Below are 16,206 nucleotides of genomic sequence, written 5' to 3' on the forward strand. Positions count from 1 at the left end.
TTATTCCAATATTTCAAATGATTCTTTTAATCGAAAATCTTTGGATGAATTTCCTATGGCAATATGGAACACCCCTTTTTCGACCACGTACTTATTTTCCATATTTAGAAATTGTAGGTCATGGGGTTCTATAACATAGGTCACCGACTTTTTTTCTTTTGGCTTTAGATGGATTCTTTTGAAACCTCTTAATTGCCATTGGTAAACCGTTAATGAGCTTATCTCATCGTTTACATATAATTGAGGAACGACATCCCCGGCTACTTCCCCTGTATTTTCCACATTAAAATTAATGCTTACCTGCCCGGAAGTCGTAGTGCAATTGTTTTTAATTTTAAGGTCGGTATAGGCAAAAGTGGTATAGCTCAACCCATGGCCAAAGGGATAAAGCTCCGTAACCACCCTGCTTTCACCAGTTCCATTAGGGCCATCTTTGGCCTGCCCACGCTGAGAATCCGGTTTATAAGGAAAGTTATAGGGTACCTGACCCGCACTCCTTAAAAAGGTTACCGGGAGTTTACCGCCCGGATTGTATTGGCCAAAAATGACTTCCGCTATGGCCTGCCCGCCAAATTCACCGGGAAACCACGCCTCTAAAATGGCATCGGCCTGCCTGTTGGCATAGTTTATGGACAAGGGATGGCCGTTTATCAATACAACGATCAAAGGCTTGCCCGTTTTGGAAAGTGCCGTGAGTAATTTACGCTGGTGCCCGGGAAGATTCAAACTGGTGCGGCTTAAATTTTCGCCCACCATGGTTTCGTCCTCGCCTACAAATAGAACAATGGCATCCGCTTCTTCGGATTTATCCAAAGCATCGGTTATCATGGTATGCTCTTTTTCATTGAGAGGTACGTCAAAAACTTCCGAGTCCGGCCAGTGTTCGTCCTTTATATCCATACCTTTTGAATAGGTAACCCGGACTTTATCGCCCAAATAATCAACAATGCCTTCATAGCCCGAGACAATTTCTGTTTGCAATGCCCCGTACCTACTTATGGAACTGGATTCCGACTTGGCCGTGGGACCACATATTAAAATATTTTTAAGTCCGTCTTTTTTAAGTGGTAGGGTATTATCGTCATTCTTCAATAAAACAATGGCTTCTCTTGAGGCTTGTAGGGACAGGGCTTTATGTGCCTTGCTCCGAACAACTTGCCCTGCTGTCTTTTCTTCTTTGTAAGGTGTGTCAAAAAGCCCTTCCTTGAATTTTACATAAAGCACATCCCGGACCCGCTTATCCAGTATTTCTTTCGAAAGTTCACCCTCTTGCACCAATTCGCGTAAAGGTGTTATAAAGTTCTTGGGATGATTGAACGTGGTGCGTACGTTCAGACCTGCGGTTATGGCTTGTAACACTGCTTTTTTGTAAGAATCTACCACATGGTGCTTGGTGTATAAATAGGCCAGGGCATCACTGTCCGAAACTACATAACCTTTGAAACCATAGGTATTTCTTAACAGTTGGGTCAAAAAATAAGGGCTTCCCGTAATGGGCTCGCCATCATAATCGTTATAGGAACTCATAACACCCATAATTTCTGTCTCTTCAATGGTTCTTTTAAAGGGATACAGGTACATGGCATGCATGTCTCGCCAAGTAATGTGCGGATCTAAGCGCACATGACCGTCACGGCCTCCTTTGGGAGCGGAATAAACGGCATAGTGTTTTAGGGTGTTGACCACGCCTTGCTCTTGTATTCCTTTGCTTATATGAACTCCGTATTCGGAAACCAAAAACGGATCTTCACCAAAACTTTCAACGATACGGCCCCAACGCTGGTCACGGGCAACGTCCAAAACGGGAGAATAGACGTTGTTATAACCAAGGGCGTAAGCCTCTTTGCCTATTACTTGGCCCGTTTTATACAGTAGATCGGGGTTCCATGTAGCTCCCATACCTATTTGTGCCGGAAAAGAGGTGGCCTTTACGTGGTTTAGCCCTCGTATGCCCTCATTCGTGAATTCTACGGGAATACCCAATCTGGTCTCTTCTACAAAAAAGGTTTGGATCTTATTCAATGCCCAAACGTGCTTGCTATACGGAAAGGTGTATTTCGCTTTTTCGGATACCCCGTTAGAGGCCTCGTCTATATTGGCGAGACCATCTTTCCAGAGTTCGTTTTTCCAGGATTTGACGGGAAGCTCATCGGTGGCTACACGCCCATAACCGTACAAAGTAACCAATTGCATGGTTTTTTCGTCCGTGGTCATTAAAGACAACAGATTATCTATTCTTTTTTCTATGGACCGGGTTTGATCTTCGTAGATTTCCTTTTTTCCGTTCTTGTTGAAGTCTATCCAATCTTTATGATAGATTTTCTTGGTCTGGGCCGTGGTATATAAAGAAATTAGAACCGTTATTAGAACGAAATTTGTATTTTTTAAGGAAAGCATTATAATTATTTATTTGTTGGATCTTTCTGGCTAAAGATAAAGAACCCCTTGTTATTTTTTAATGAACTCTTTAAACTTTTTCAATTGGCTAAAAAAATGCCTTTTTGCATCCTGACCTTGTCATTTTTTCCTTCCTGTCCGGCAGGGGGCGTCGCTATAACCCAAAAAGTTTAAACCGGTTCAATGGATTCAATGTGAACCTGGTGATTAACATTGGATAGAATGTCTTTTATGCCCGTTTTTTCGTGTTTGCAAACAGAAGGTTTTACGGAATATAATGCTGTATTTTTTTGGTAAGGAGAATAAAATCCGATACGGATAATTGCTCCGGCCGCTGTCCGAAAATGGTATCTTCTTTCAGAATGTCCGGCAGCGCATAGGTCTTTAGGCTGTTACGGATGGTCTTTCTTCTTTGGTTGAAAGCCGATTTTACGACTTGACGGAATAATTTCTCATCACAATCCAGCTTAAAATTCTCCTTTCGTGTTAACCGTAATACGCCCGATTGTACCTTTGGCGGTGGATCAAAAACCTGTGGGGATACCGTAAAGAGATATTCGGCCTTATAAAAGGCCTGAACCAAAACGGAAAGTATACCGTAGGTTTTATTGCCTTCTTTTGAACAGATACGTTGGGCGACTTCTTTCTGGAACATTCCGGAGAATTCCGGGATTTGTTCGCGCATTTCCAACATTTTAAAAACGATCTGTGAGGATATGTTATAGGGAAAATTACCAGTTATGGCATAAGGTCGTTCCCCGAACAACTTTTGCAGGTCATATTGTAGAAAATCTGCCTCAATGACCTTAAAAGAACCTTCTCCCTGAAGGACATTAGGATGTTCCAGGGGAAAACTATGGTTTAGGTAAACAATGGAATCGGCATCCAGATCCATAGCGACCAAATTCATTTTTCGCTGTAAAAGATACTTGGTCAATACCCCTGTTCCGGGCCCGATCTCGACTACATTGGAATACCCTTGTAATGATAGGGTGTCCGCTATTTTTTGTGCAATATCCTCATCTTTTAGAAAGTGTTGCCCCAAATGTTTTTTGGCCTTTACGGGCCCTTCTTCCCTGGATTTATGGCGGTACTTTTTGGATTTTCCTTTTTTCTTCCCCATACTTTGTTCAGTGTTCGCTAACTACCTCCAATTCTGTTCTAAAGGAAACAAATTTATTGGGAAATTTGCTTAATGCATCTTCCCTTAACCTATGGGCATCTTCGGTATAGTATTTTTCCAGGGTTTGCCTATCTGTGGTCGTAAACTGAACGGAATAGGTTACGCCACTCATTTCTTCTTCTATCAGGACCTTGCACATTTTGGCATTTAAAAACTTGCCCGTTGCCAGAACGTCCGGGATATGAGTTTCCTTCATCCATTTTAACCATTCTTCCTGAACGGATTCATCAATATTGGTGGTTACATTGTATATGTACATGAGTTTTTTTTATGACCGCTCCAAGAAGAGGCGTTATTTAGTATTATCGTTTTTTATTTTAATAATGAACCCCCTCATTTGTATTAAAATTTTTTCTTTAGGGAAGGGATTTAATATGCGTTTTTAGTTAATGGCATCCCCTCTGAGCATTCTAAAATTCTTTCGGGCCTGGGGAAAATAATAGCTATCCTGATAATTATAGATTATTTTCTCAAAGTGTGATTTTGCCTTTTCGGGTTCCTCAAAGACTTTCCTGTACAATTCCCCAAGCGCAAAATGGGCATCGTCCGCCAAAATCCCCGATCCATAGAATTCTACGATTTTTTGGTAATTGAACCGTGCATCTTCATATTGTTCTTGGGATTCAAAAATTCGGGCCTGCTTCAATAATGCTTCGTCTTCTATTTTTTCACCTTTATGATTTTGAAGAATATCCTCTAAAACGGTAATAGCATCTTTTGTTTTATTTTGATAGGCCAGAAAATCTGCCCGTGCATATTTTTTTAAAGCGGTTTGGGTAGAATCCTCCAGGGAATTATCGGAAATCAATAAACTTAACTGCATGGCATCATTGGCCATAAGTTGTGAGGTAGAGCCTCTTAATACTTTAAGCTGGGTGAGGGCCCAATCAAAATCACCCTTATAAAAACTGGTCTGTGCAACTTTAAACCTGGCATTTTGTCCCAGTACATCATTTTTTAGTTTCTGTTGTACCTGCGAAAAATAGATCAGGGCCTCATTGAATTTTCTGTTATAGACCAGGATATCGCCCAAGGTCAATTTAATATATGCTATTCCTCTCGGGTTCAGGGGAAGTTCCAAGCTGTTTTTTAAAAGCTTCTCGGCAGGTTCGGGGTTGTTTTTTCTGAACGTCAAAAAGTTGGCGTAGGCTACCTGTAATTGCAACGTTTGGTTTTTATAGCCGTAGGTTTCGATCAATGCCCCGTATTTTTTTTGAATATGGTCCAATTGATTTTCTTTGGCATCAATAAGTTCAATATCCAATAAGTTAAGTTGGGCGTTCAACTTGGTGATTTCATTATTGGCAGTATCCGCTATATATTCAAAAATTTCTTTTGCAACCTTATTTTTCCCGGCTTGCAATGCCATGTCCCCAAGACTTTCCAGACGCTCGGCGGAACTACCTTCCGTCCTTTTATAAATGGCCCGCTCCTGTCTAAAGGCATTATTGTATTGTTCTTGTTTTATGAACAGCCAACTTAACATTTCGTTCCAAATAAGGTCCGGGTTTTTCTGTGCTTTTTCCAGAAGGATTTTTTTAAGGGAAAGGTTATTGGGAGCTTGCGGATCTGAGGATACAAAGGCATCAATGCTTCTCAAAATATTGGATTTTGAAGTTTTGCCCACACCGATCAGATTTAGGTAGGAACGATACATTTTTTCCACATTGCCCTGCTCGCCATATATCCGGGCCAATTGATAATCATAATTTAGGGCCGGGTTGAGCTCCATTGCCTTTTGGTAGGCCATAATGGCCCTGTCCAATAAACTGTATTTTTGAAATTGAAATCCGAGCGCATACCCAAAATTGGGGTTTTTCTCAATGACTTTCAGGGCCTTTTCATAAAATGCATTCGCCTTTTCCGGGATGTCTTGCAGCGCATAATTATAACCTTGTTCGATTAACAGATTAGGGTGTGGGTTGCGCTGTTTTAATTGATCGGATAAAAAGTTTTCTACATCTTCATAACGTTTCAATTGTTGATAGCAGGCAATCAGGCCCTGAACGTAATCTGTTCTTCTGGGATTTTTCTTGGCCAGTTTTTCATAAAAAATCACCGCTTTTTCAAAATCACCATCGGCAAAATACTGTTTGGCCAAGAAATCTTCCTGTGCGTTGGCAGTTGCAAAAAACAAGAGACAAGAGATGATAAGACTAAGAATTCGCATGGCTTAAAGATAACGCAGAAACTTATCATATGGTGTTAAGAGACTGTTTAGAAATGTAACAATTGTTTTTTTATGCTCTGTCCTGCATTAAAAATAACCTATAAAACCGACCGGATATTTCAAAATAGTCTCGGGGTGAATCGGAAAACTTATCTATTTGATGCTATCAAACCCACAATAGGGAACCAATACTTCCGGGATTTTGATGCCTTCCGGGGTTTGATAGTTTTCTATGATTCCCGCCAATACCCTGGGCAAGGCCAAAGCGCTACCATTTAATGTATGCGCCAATGTACTTTTTCCATTTTCATCCTTAAACCTTAATTTCAATCGGTTGGCCTGATAGGTCTCAAAATTGGAAACGGAACTTATCTCCAACCAGCGGTCCTGTGCTGTGGAAAACACTTCAAAATCATAGGTCAGGGCCGAGGTAAAGCCCAGGTCGCCACCGCACAATCGCAAAATGCGATAGGGGAGTTTTAGATCCCGTAAAATGCTTTTCACGTGTTCCACCATCTTATCCAGGGCTTTATAGGAATTTGATGGGTGTTCTACCCGTACAATTTCCACTTTATCAAATTGATGCAACCTATTGAGTCCCCGCACATGCGCCCCATAACTTCCTGCCTCTCTTCTAAAGCAGGGTGTGTATCCGGTATATTGAATGGGAAAATCCGCCCCGTTGAGCATAACGTCCCTAAAAATATTGGTCACGGGAACCTCTGCGGTAGGGATAAGATATAGGTCATCTGCGGTAATATGGTACATTTGCCCTTCTTTGTCCGGTAATTGTCCCGTTCCATAGCCCGATGCTTCATTGACCAAATGCGGAACCTGTATTTCAGTATAGCCGGCCTCTGTATTTTTGTCCAAAAAATAAGAGATCAAAGCACGTTGCAATCTGGCGCCTTTTCCTTTGTAAACAGGAAATCCGGCACCCGCAATTTTAACCCCTAGCTCAAAGTCTATGATGTCATATTTTTTTGCGAGTTCCCAATGGGGGAGGGCTTCTTGATTTAATTTCGGAATGTCGCCCTCTTTAAAGACCTCCTCGTTGTCCTCATCCGTATTGCCAGATGGAACGGACTCATGGGGGACATTCGGAATTTGATAAAGAAGGTCCTGGAGCTCTTTGGCGACATGGTTTAAATCCTCGCCCAATTTTTTGGAATCTTCTTTTAAATCGGCGGTCTTTTCCTTTAAGACATTGGCTTCTTGGGGTTTGCCCGATTTGTAACATATTCCTATTTCTTTGGAAAGCCTATTGGATTCTGCCAATACGGTATCCAATTGTGTTTGTACGGCACGTCTTTTTTCGTCCAGTCCAAGTACATTGTCCAATAAGGTCCGGGCATCGATACCTCGTTTTTGCAATGCTGACACCATTGCTTCTTTATCTTCTCGGATAGCCTGTAACTGTAACATGTTCCTTGGTTTTACAAGTCTGCAAAGTTAAGATAATCTTCGGATTTTGAAGTTCGGTAAAGGACAATAAATAATGCTAATTTTCTTGAATACAAGTAATTTTAACGACCTCGTTTTGAAAACAATCTGCCGTTAGAATGCGAGGGGAAGTAAATTCAAAAGAAAGCTTTACATTGATTTCATCTTTTTTGAATTTTTCTTCCAACTCATCTTGAAAGGTATATACTTCATTGCTTTGCTCCAGTATTATATATCCGTTTATGGTAGCACAATTGTCCAAATAAAATAATTTGGCGTTCCGTTGATTTTTACAAGGTTCATTTTTAGAACAGCTTGAATAAAATAACAGGGTCAAAACTATATATAATAATGAAAATAAGGTTTTCATTCTATGGTATTACAATATCCCTGTCCCCGGAAATCAGTTTTACATGGCAACAGTCCGCACCAACCTCAAATTTCGCCGAGACTATTTCTTGAGCATCTTTAATGCCCCTAAATTGTAAAGAGGTACTTTTATTTTCAAATTCCTTGACATAACGATCATTAAAAATAACATAAATGCCGTTTTCGCCAAAAGAATCCTTGTCAAAATCGGCCAGTTCCGAAGCTATATCTTTATTGGTCTCGGAAAGAACAGCACTATAACTGTCTAGTTGAACAGGTTCTCCGATAGCGTTCTTTATAGAAATGGTTAAGGAAACAAATTCTTCAGTACAGGCTATTTCACCACAAGGTTCTTCATTTTTAATATCGGAACAACTTAAGGCGGCCAAAAAAGGCAAAAAGAAGAAGAATGTTTTTTGGAAATCTTTAATTCTCATCACCGGGTTTTAAATAAGATAGGAGTATTCCAAAAAGGTTGCGTGGGTAAAACTATTTTGATTTTTTCAATTTGGAAGGTAAGATCCATTTGTGATGCTCTAAGGATTTCCATGGGGTATTGGCCAAATCGATTTTGGGATCGATAAAAGGGGCATACGGTCTTCCGTTGATACTGATCTTGGAATTTGTAAGGTATACGGATACACTTTCTCCCTTTTCGGCATACTTTCTTTTGAGATATTGGGCAAACTGCCACGCAAAATCCGGGTATGAAAATACCCTGGTCGCCTGACTTTTTGTGAGATGATCTTCAACTTTTACGAATTTTTCCTTCTGGGTCATATTGTTAATGACCTTAAATTGCCCTGTGCCGTATCGGCTCCGCAACATCATGCGCCAACTCATACGATGGCCCTCTTCCGTCCAAAGAACATGATCCTTTATGATATAATGCCTCAACGGTAATAACAGTTGGATCAGAAAATAAATGCCAAAGCCCAACAAAAATGAATTTTTATAGGAAGGAACGGCGAGTTCCGAAAGCCGGTACGTCGGTTTCTTGTTAAAAAATAGTTTCCGAACGGTTTCAGGCTCAAAAAAGAAGACCGAAAACGCCAACGAAAGATAAGGGAAAATGCCTATTTGGAATATGATGGAATTGAACAGGTGAAAAAAAACGGAAATTATAAATGCAAATTTTCTAGTGCGCTTCCATAGCAAGGCAGGTATGATCAACAAATCGAAAATAATTCCGGTCAAGCCAATGATTTTATGGATCCAAGATTCCTGTAGTATAGTGCCGATGAGGAAGTAATCCGCTTTGGGCCGCATCAATATCTTTATCATGCTAAAATCCAACCAATCCCCATACAATTTAGCAATGGAGGCGTATACGTACACGATAAGCAACTGAAGGACGATAATCCATTTCACATAATGGGGCATGGAATGTTTTTCTTGGATGTCACCCGATCTTGTGTCTATGGACCTACTCCTATTTGCAGGAAAAAAGCACATTAGGAAGGAAATCAATATCAATAAATAATAGTGATTATTGTAAGCGGTCTTTTGCATTAAATAGCAACCTGTCCACAACACCGTAAAAGCAATAATACTCCATCTATACCTGTAACCGATCGTTATACAAATGCCCAACAGGCCCATTAGCACAAAATAGAAATACATGCCTGTTCCCGATAACGGTTGCAGCCATTCAAAATCAATGAAAGGAAAGGTATATTCCGGGTCTATAAGATTTCTTTTTACCCAACCCGTGGCAATGGCACCAAAGCATTCCATGGAAATAAGTATGCCAAAGAATATTCGGAAAATAATTAACGGGCTGTTGTCCATTCGCTGAAAAAGCACCCGTTGCAGCATCTTATTTTGAGATAAATTGTAATGAATTTTCCTTGTCCCTGGCCAATTGGGCCTTTAAAGCTTCAAGGGAATCGAATTTCCGTTCGTCGCGAAGCCTGGAAAGTAGATCTACCTGGATCTTTTGCCCATATAGATCATCATCGAAATCAAAATAATGGACTTCTATCGTTTTTGTTTGGCCATTTACCGTAGGATTGTAACCAATGTTCATCATCCCATGAACGGTTCTGCCACGAATGTTGCTCTTAATAATATAAGATCCGTTTTTTGGAATTAGTTTATAACTCTCTTCAATAACGAGATTCGCCGTAGGGAAATTGAGTTGTCTGCCCAGGCCTTTTCCTTTTTGCACCGTTCCGGTAAGCATATAGGAATATCCCAAATAACTGTTGGCCGTTTCCATGTTTCCTTCTTCCAGGGCTTTTCTGATTTTGGTGGAACTCACGGAAACATCATCGATCTCCTGGGCGGGAATCTCTTCAACGGTAAAGTCCAGGGTATTCCCAAAAGCGATAAGGTCCGTAATGTTGGCATTTCGGTTGCGCCCGAACCTATGATCATAACCGATGATTATTTTTTTGGACTTGAGCTTGTTCACCAACAGATCCCTAACGAACTCCGTAGCGCCCAAACGGGAGAAATCTTTTGTAAAGGGATGAATGACCAGAATATCCAATCCCATTTGCCTTAAAATGGCGGTTTTTTCATCTAGGGTATTCAACAACTTGATATCGGCATCTTTTTGCAATACCATTCTTGGGTGCGGAAAGAAGGTGAGAACGGCAGATTTTAACGCTAAGTCTTTGGCATGGTTTATGATCCTTTCCAATATCTTGCGGTGACCGATATGAACACCATCAAAAGTGCCGATGGTAATGGCCAATGGGTATCGTTGGTCGTATTTAGTAATGCTGTGGACGGTAGTCACCTGTGATCGAAATAAAAAAACTTATATTTGAATTTGAGAAAAAGCCCCTCAATGATTACAAAATTACGCCTAGTTTTTTCAATTACCATATTATTTCTTTCCTTTTCGGGAGTTGCCCAAAATAGCCCATGGAACAGTATTTCCCTGAAAAGTTCTGAACGACAGGAAGAATTAAGGCGATGGAATGTTTCCGATATCAAAACATTTCAATTGAACGAACGGCTTTTTAGGTCCCAGCTTCAGGGTGTCGGTACGCAAAAAAGTTCCCGAAATATCGTTTTTTTTCCTGATGAAACGGGCCATCAAGTTCCGTTCGAGATAGTTGAGGCATCTGTTTTTTCCAAGGAACTTTCCGCAAAATACCCTTGGATTACGTCTTATAAGGGAATTGGGGCAGAGGATAAGGGCAAGAAAATTCGTTTTAGTGTTTCCCATAAGGGTATTGAAAGTATGATGACGGTTCCCGGTGAAAAAGGAACGTTATTTATGCAGAAGGGCAAGGGCGGCACATATGTGCTGTATAACAGGAAGCAGCATGCCCATAAAGAAGTAGATTTTGTGTGTAGGACCGCTAAGCAGCTTTCCGGGGAGCAATCTACATTGACCGCCAGATTGGTGGATGATCAAACCTTGAGGAAATTTAGGGTAGCTATTTCCGCTTCCGGGGAATATACGGCGTTTCATGGAGGAACAAAGGCAGATGCCCTGGCGGCCATTAATGCCACCCTTACACGGGTGAACGAGGTTTTTGAGCGGGATCTGGCCGTTACCCTAGAACTCATAGGTACAACGGATACCGTTATATATACCGATTCCGAGACAGATCCATATACGGACAATCTAAGTTCACAGACTCAAAATACATTGACCAATGTTATCGGGGAAAGCAATTACGATATTGGGCATTTATTTGATCAAGAGGACAATACCCTGGATGGAAATGCCGGGTTTATTGGTGCGGTTTGTCGTGACAATCGAAAAGGTAGTGCCTATTCCACATTTTCCGCCCCGGAGGGCGATGGTTTTGATATTGATTTGGTAGCCCATGAAATGGGACACCAATTTGGGGCCAATCATTCATGGTCCCATCTTTCCGAAGGTACTACCGTACAAGTAGAGCCTGCCAGTGGAACAACAATTATGGGTTATGCCGGTATTACGGGGATAAACAATGTTGCTTCCAATAGCGATGATTATTTTCATTATGTAAGTATTGTTCAAATAAGGGATTATTTGCGGACAGTCTCTTGTGGAGAGGCCACCGGCTTTTCTAATAATCCTCCTATACTGGACCCCGTAGAAAACTTTATCATTCCCAGGTCTACCCCTTTTGTATTGACCGGAGATGCCACTGACGCAGATGCGGGAGATGTTTTGACCTATGCCTGGGAACAGATAGATAACGGAATCATAACTCAGGCAACATTTGGCCCTACAAACCCTACTGGTGCCATGTTCCGATCTTTGCCCCCGGTTACCGTTCCGGAACGTTATTTTCCTAATTTGGATAGAATTTTATCGGGTAATTTAACGCAGACAAACCCCGTATTGGGCGATGCCTGGGAAACCCTTTCCGATGTGCAACGAAGTTTGAATTTTTCCTTAACGGTCCGTGACAATGCACTAAATGGAGGTCAATCGGTTTCGGATGAGGTCTCCGTTAATGTGATCAGCAGTGCGGGACCATTTGTGGTCAATTCCCAAAGTACGGCCAGCTCCTATGTGGCGGGGGAAATCCAGACCGTAGAATGGGATGTGGCCAATACCCATGTGGCGCCTATTTTAGCGGAAACCGTGGATATACTTCTATCGTTGGACGGAGGCCTTACCTATCCGGTGACCTTGGCCCAAAATGTATTGAACGATGGTAGGCATGATGTAATCATGCCCGGTACGCCTACCACTATGGCCAGAATTATGGTCAAGCCTTCCAATAATATCTTTTTTGCAGTGAACACGTCCAATTTTACGATCGTGGAATCAGAAGTTGTATTGAATTTTCCGCAATTGGAATATGAGGCCTGCTTACCGAACGACCTGGTGGTAATCGATTTTGATTATGAAACCTATCTGGGCTTTACGGAAGAAAGTACGTTTAGTGTAATTGCCCCTCCGGCGGGACTGGGAGTCGCCTTTGCACCGGTATCCGCTACTACGGATACGGACGTGAGTTTAACACTAACAGGAATAAGTGGTCTGCCAGTAGGGACGTACCCCTTACGAGTTACGGCAACTTCCGCAAGTTTCACGAAACAAGTAACCATTCAATTAAAGGTTTTCGATGCAAATTTTTCAGAAGTGAATTTGATATCCCCGGCCAATGGATTGGAAAACGCCTCTAAAGATCTTGTTTTGGAGTGGCAGGCAAATTCCCAGAATACACTATATGATGTTGAAATCGCTACAGATTCAGGATTTGCGAATGTTATTGAATCGGCCACGGTTTTTACAAGCACATACCCACCGAACAATCTGGACAATGATACACAATATTTTTGGCGGGTAAAGCCTAGGAATAATTGTGGGGAAGGAACTTTTGGGATTACGAATAGCTTTACCACCGTTCAGTTTAATTGCACCAATAAAGATGCAGTTGACCTGCCGATAACCATACCTTCCAGTGGAACCCCTACCATTACCTCAAAAATAGCATTCTTTGAAGATTTGCCTATAGCTGATATCAATGTGAGTTTGGACATAGAGCATAGTTTTTTATCGGATTTAGTCATAAGCCTTACTTCCCCGGCAGGAACTACAGTAGTTTTAACTTCTAGCTCATGTGGTAGCTCCCGGAATATCAATGCGGTTTTTGATGATGATGCCCTCCCATTTTTATGTGTCGGTAACCCTGCGATCAGTGGTACGGTAAGGCCGTTAGGTTCTCTAAGTTCGTTCAATGGAGAATCTATTTTGGGCGAATGGACATTGGAGATCAAGGACAATTTAAACTCGGACGGAGGAAGGTTAAATTCATTTTCGCTTGAGGTTTGTGTAGAAGGGGACTTTAGGCCCGATGATGACAATGATGGTATTTTTGATGATGGGGATGATCTTTGTTTGGGAACTCCCGAAGGACAGGAAGTAGATGCATCCGGGTGTCCTGTATACAGGTTTCCCAATGAGAATTTTAGCGTTAGTTTACAAAGTGAATCGTGCAGGACCAGTAATGACGGGCAGATACAGATTTTACCTAAGATAGTATTGGATTATGATATTGCGGTTTCGGGCCCCGGGGTTGATATAACCCAAAGCTTTACCGACAATTTTATACTTTCCGATTTGAGTGCCGGTACCTATACCTTATGTATTACCGGGGTTGATGGGGCGATTGTCTATGAAGAGCATTGTTTGGACGTAGTAATAGCGGAACCGGATGCCTTGAGCGTTACCTCTAAGGTTTCATTAGATGGAAAACAGGTCATTGTAAACCTTCTAGGGTCCGATCTATATAATTTGGAATTGAATGGGCAACTCGTACAAACGGAGGCTTCCGAAATTACCCTGGACCTGGAAAAAGGAATAAACTTTCTGAAAGTTTCTACCAATAGGTCCTGTCAGGGAACCTATGAAGAGCAAATTTTATTTTCAAGTACCCCCGTTGTTTTTCCTAATCCGTTTACGGATGTGACCAATGTATTTTTTGGAGAAAGCGATAAGACCGTAGAAGTAAGTATATTTAGTTCTAACGGGCGGCTTATTATGAGAGATGTACGTGAAATTAGCGGTACACAAATGGAATTGGATTTTACGCAAATGGCGGCCGGACTTTATTATATCCAGTTTAAGGGCAGCTCAATTATAGGAACGGCTAAAGTTATTAAGAGATGAGGACCATATTGTTTTTAGGATGTTTGTTTATGTTCTTTTCCGGATGTAAAAAAGAGAACCCCAAACCTCCTGAAGCGGCACGACTTATTTTTCCCGAGCGAAATTCCGAATGTACTACAGGGGAGCCTTTGAACGCTACTACGACCCAGGTGGAATTTAGATGGGAGGCCGCGGATAATACGGAAACGTATCAGCTACGGGTGACCAATATAAACACAGGAGTTGCGCAGACCATTACTACGTCCAGTACTTCTGCTAGACTACCTATTGAAAGAGGAGAGCCTTTTTCCTGGCTGGTGCTTTCTAAAAACGGACAGGTAGATCGCACGGTATCCAGTGAAACCTGGAGTTTTTATAATCAGGGTTCGCGAACTACTTTCGCGCCTTTTCCTGCAGATATCATATCCCCAAAAATGTCCGAGAATATTTTTAAGGATATGAACAATGAGGTTACTTTATCATGGACGGCTTCCGACCTTGATAATGACATTACCGAATATGAGGTGTATTTTTCCTTGGAAACCCCACCTACCAGTTTAGAAAATACACTTTCCAACGGTAACACTTCCTTAAAAGTGAGCGTTTCGTCCAATACCGTTTATTATTGGAACATAGTAGTGAAGGATCGGGAAGGTAATGCTACCAATTCTGGAATATATAGCTTTAAGGTGCTTTAATTTAAGTGCCGTTGTATTGGTTCATGGTCCGGGAGACACCTGCCAATATAAAAGATTTAATTATTTCGGTCGATTTTTTAAGGCGTTCGTCCAATTTGGATTTTTCCTCTTCGTTCCATTGCCCCAATACATACTCTACTTGCCTGCCTTTGCCAAAATCGGCACCAACGCCAAAACGAAATCTGTTGTACTGCGTGGTTTGAAGAATTTGCTGAATATCCTTTAAACCGTTATGCCCCCCATCACTTCCCTTTGTCTTGATCCTTAGGGTGCCAAAAGGCAGATTAATATCGTCCGTAATGACAAGCAAGTTTTCCTGGGGTACTTTCTCTTTGTCCATCCAATATTTTACAGCTTTACCACTCCTGTTCATATAAGTAGAGGGTTTTAAACATAAAATACTTCTCCCTTTTAACCTAAACGTGGCCATAGCTCCCAATTTTGCCGTTTCAAAATTAAAACCTTCCGATACGGCCAGGGCATCCAATATCTTAAAACCGATATTGTGTCTGGTTTCCGTATATTCATTACCTATATTTCCTAGGCCTACGATCAAAAATTTCTTCATGATGTCATCTTCGTCTAAAAAAGGTTTGGATTGGAAAATCGATTTGAGAAAGTGAAACATACTAATTTATGGCCGTCGTACCGTATAAAAATACAAAAGCATCCCGATAGATCTCGGGATGCTTTTATCGATTTTTCAAAATAACCGAATGGATTATTCTTGAGCTGCTTCTTCGGCCGGTGCTTCCGTTGCTGCTTCCGCTCCTTCTTCTCCTTCTTCTTCGTCATCCGTAGCCACTGCGGCACGAGCTGTCTTAACTTGTACGACCACTGTTGTATCTGGATGAAGGATCGTAAAATCGTCGTTCAATAAAGAGGCAACCGATATATTTTGACCTATTTTCAACTTTGAAATATCAATATCAAAGAAATCCGGCAATTTGTCCGGTAATGCCTTAATGGCAAGTTTACGTTTTCTAAACAATAAACGGCCACCGTTTCTTACCCCTGGGGAGTTTCCTTGTAACTTTACGGGAATATTCATGGTAACGGCTTTGTCATCGAATAACTGATAGAAATCTATGTGCAGGATTTTATCCGTTACCGGGTGGAACTGTATGTCTTGCATAACGGCTTTCACTTTTTGGCCACCGTCCAATTCAATTGCAACCGTATGTGCGTTTGGAGTGTACACCAAGTTTCTGAACGCTAGTTCATCTGCTGAAAAGTGCAATGGCTTATCCCCTCCGTATACCACGCAAGGTACCTTTCCAGCATTACGTAAGGCCTTGGTCGATTTTTTGCCCACGCTTTCTCTTTCTGATCCTTTAATTGTAATTGACTTCATTGTATGTATTAATAATTAATAATGCTTAATAAATTATTT

At 41.4% G+C, this 16,206-nt stretch carries 13 protein-coding genes; 2 read left to right on the plus strand and 11 right to left on the minus strand.

What is annotated here, in order from left to right; translation table 11 throughout:
- From ACKWB9_RS02125 to ACKWB9_RS02165, 9 genes are all read right to left on the minus strand, one after another.
- Complete coding sequence (locus tag ACKWB9_RS02125; RefSeq protein WP_414001328.1) at positions 1–2,397, minus strand: glycoside hydrolase family 3 N-terminal domain-containing protein; 2,397 nt, start codon at positions 2,395–2,397, stop codon at positions 1–3.
- Between the two features lie 265 nt (positions 2,398–2,662).
- The gene (gene rsmA / locus ACKWB9_RS02130) at positions 2,663–3,520 is read right to left on the minus strand and encodes a 16S rRNA (adenine(1518)-N(6)/adenine(1519)-N(6))-dimethyltransferase RsmA (RefSeq protein WP_414001329.1); all 858 of its coding nucleotides are present in this window, start codon (positions 3,518–3,520) and stop codon (positions 2,663–2,665) included.
- Between the two features lie 7 nt (positions 3,521–3,527).
- The gene (locus ACKWB9_RS02135) at positions 3,528–3,839 is read right to left on the minus strand and encodes a DUF4286 family protein (RefSeq protein WP_414001330.1); all 312 of its coding nucleotides are present in this window, start codon (positions 3,837–3,839) and stop codon (positions 3,528–3,530) included.
- Positions 3,840–3,962: 123 nt separating this feature from the next.
- Positions 3,963–5,750, minus strand: a complete 1,788-nt coding sequence (locus tag ACKWB9_RS02140) for a tetratricopeptide repeat protein (RefSeq protein WP_414001331.1) — start codon at positions 5,748–5,750, stop codon at positions 3,963–3,965.
- Between the two features lie 153 nt (positions 5,751–5,903).
- Positions 5,904–7,175, minus strand: coding sequence for a serine--tRNA ligase (gene serS, locus ACKWB9_RS02145; RefSeq protein ID WP_414001332.1), 1,272 nt, complete (start codon positions 7,173–7,175; stop codon positions 5,904–5,906).
- Positions 7,176–7,251: 76 nt separating this feature from the next.
- On the minus strand, positions 7,252–7,563 hold the full coding sequence (locus tag ACKWB9_RS02150) for a hypothetical protein (protein WP_414001333.1): 312 nt from the start codon (positions 7,561–7,563) through the stop codon (positions 7,252–7,254).
- A 1-nt stretch (position 7,564) separates the two neighbouring features.
- Entirely contained in the window at positions 7,565–7,999 is a 435-nt protein-coding gene (locus ACKWB9_RS02155; RefSeq protein WP_414001334.1) for a hypothetical protein, read from the minus strand.
- A 52-nt stretch (positions 8,000–8,051) separates the two neighbouring features.
- The gene (locus ACKWB9_RS02160) at positions 8,052–9,380 is read right to left on the minus strand and encodes an HTTM domain-containing protein (RefSeq protein ID WP_414001335.1); all 1,329 of its coding nucleotides are present in this window, start codon (positions 9,378–9,380) and stop codon (positions 8,052–8,054) included.
- Position 9,381: 1 nt separating this feature from the next.
- Positions 9,382–10,308: a bifunctional riboflavin kinase/FAD synthetase gene (locus tag ACKWB9_RS02165; RefSeq protein WP_414001336.1), complete on the minus strand. Its 927-nt coding sequence runs from the start codon at positions 10,306–10,308 to the stop codon at positions 9,382–9,384.
- Positions 10,309–10,359: 51 nt separating this feature from the next.
- Between ACKWB9_RS02165 and ACKWB9_RS02170 the strand changes: the two genes are divergently transcribed.
- Both ACKWB9_RS02170 and ACKWB9_RS02175 read left to right on the plus strand, forming a co-directional pair.
- Positions 10,360–14,136, plus strand: coding sequence for a zinc-dependent metalloprotease (locus tag ACKWB9_RS02170; RefSeq protein WP_414001337.1), 3,777 nt, complete (start codon positions 10,360–10,362; stop codon positions 14,134–14,136).
- Entirely contained in the window at positions 14,133–14,813 is a 681-nt protein-coding gene (locus ACKWB9_RS02175; protein WP_414001338.1) for a hypothetical protein, read from the plus strand. The genes ACKWB9_RS02170 and ACKWB9_RS02175 overlap by 4 nt, the downstream gene beginning before the upstream one ends.
- 1 nt (position 14,814) lies before the next feature.
- On the opposite strand, the gene pth is transcribed toward ACKWB9_RS02175, so the two are convergent.
- Together pth and ACKWB9_RS02185 are read right to left on the minus strand one after the other, a co-directional pair.
- Complete coding sequence (pth, locus tag ACKWB9_RS02180) at positions 14,815–15,441, minus strand: aminoacyl-tRNA hydrolase (protein ID WP_414001339.1); 627 nt, start codon at positions 15,439–15,441, stop codon at positions 14,815–14,817.
- A 93-nt stretch (positions 15,442–15,534) separates the two neighbouring features.
- Positions 15,535–16,167, minus strand: a complete 633-nt coding sequence (locus ACKWB9_RS02185; RefSeq protein ID WP_414001340.1) for a 50S ribosomal protein L25/general stress protein Ctc — start codon at positions 16,165–16,167, stop codon at positions 15,535–15,537.
- Positions 16,168–16,206: the final 39 nt, after the last annotated feature.

The sequence above is a fragment of the Maribacter spongiae genome, from assembly GCF_047345125.1.
In the GTDB taxonomy this organism is placed as follows: Bacteria; Bacteroidota; Bacteroidia; order Flavobacteriales; family Flavobacteriaceae; genus Maribacter.

What these genes read in the sequence shown, in the direction of transcription:
- ACKWB9_RS02135 (WP_414001330.1), bottom strand. Translation starts at nt 3,839, where the DNA reads ATGTACATATACAATGTAACCACCAATATTGATGAATCCGTTCAGGAA.
- ACKWB9_RS02185 (WP_414001340.1), bottom strand. Translation starts at nt 16,167, where the DNA reads ATGAAGTCAATTACAATTAAAGGATCAGAAAGAGAAAGCGTGGGCAAA.
- ACKWB9_RS02140 (WP_414001331.1), bottom strand. Translation starts at nt 5,750, where the DNA reads ATGCGAATTCTTAGTCTTATCATCTCTTGTCTCTTGTTTTTTGCAACT.
- ACKWB9_RS02160 (WP_414001335.1), bottom strand. Translation starts at nt 9,380, where the DNA reads ATGCTGCAACGGGTGCTTTTTCAGCGAATGGACAACAGCCCGTTAATT.
- ACKWB9_RS02175 (WP_414001338.1), top strand. Translation starts at nt 14,133, where the DNA reads ATGAGGACCATATTGTTTTTAGGATGTTTGTTTATGTTCTTTTCCGGA.
- serS (WP_414001332.1), bottom strand. Translation starts at nt 7,175, where the DNA reads ATGTTACAGTTACAGGCTATCCGAGAAGATAAAGAAGCAATGGTGTCA.
- pth (WP_414001339.1), bottom strand. Translation starts at nt 15,441, where the DNA reads ATGTTTCACTTTCTCAAATCGATTTTCCAATCCAAACCTTTTTTAGAC.
- rsmA (WP_414001329.1), bottom strand. Translation starts at nt 3,520, where the DNA reads ATGGGGAAGAAAAAAGGAAAATCCAAAAAGTACCGCCATAAATCCAGG.
- ACKWB9_RS02155 (WP_414001334.1), bottom strand. Translation starts at nt 7,999, where the DNA reads ATGAGAATTAAAGATTTCCAAAAAACATTCTTCTTCTTTTTGCCTTTT.
- ACKWB9_RS02150 (WP_414001333.1), bottom strand. Translation starts at nt 7,563, where the DNA reads ATGAAAACCTTATTTTCATTATTATATATAGTTTTGACCCTGTTATTT.
- ACKWB9_RS02170 (WP_414001337.1), top strand. Translation starts at nt 10,360, where the DNA reads ATGATTACAAAATTACGCCTAGTTTTTTCAATTACCATATTATTTCTT.
- ACKWB9_RS02125 (WP_414001328.1), bottom strand. Translation starts at nt 2,397, where the DNA reads ATGCTTTCCTTAAAAAATACAAATTTCGTTCTAATAACGGTTCTAATT.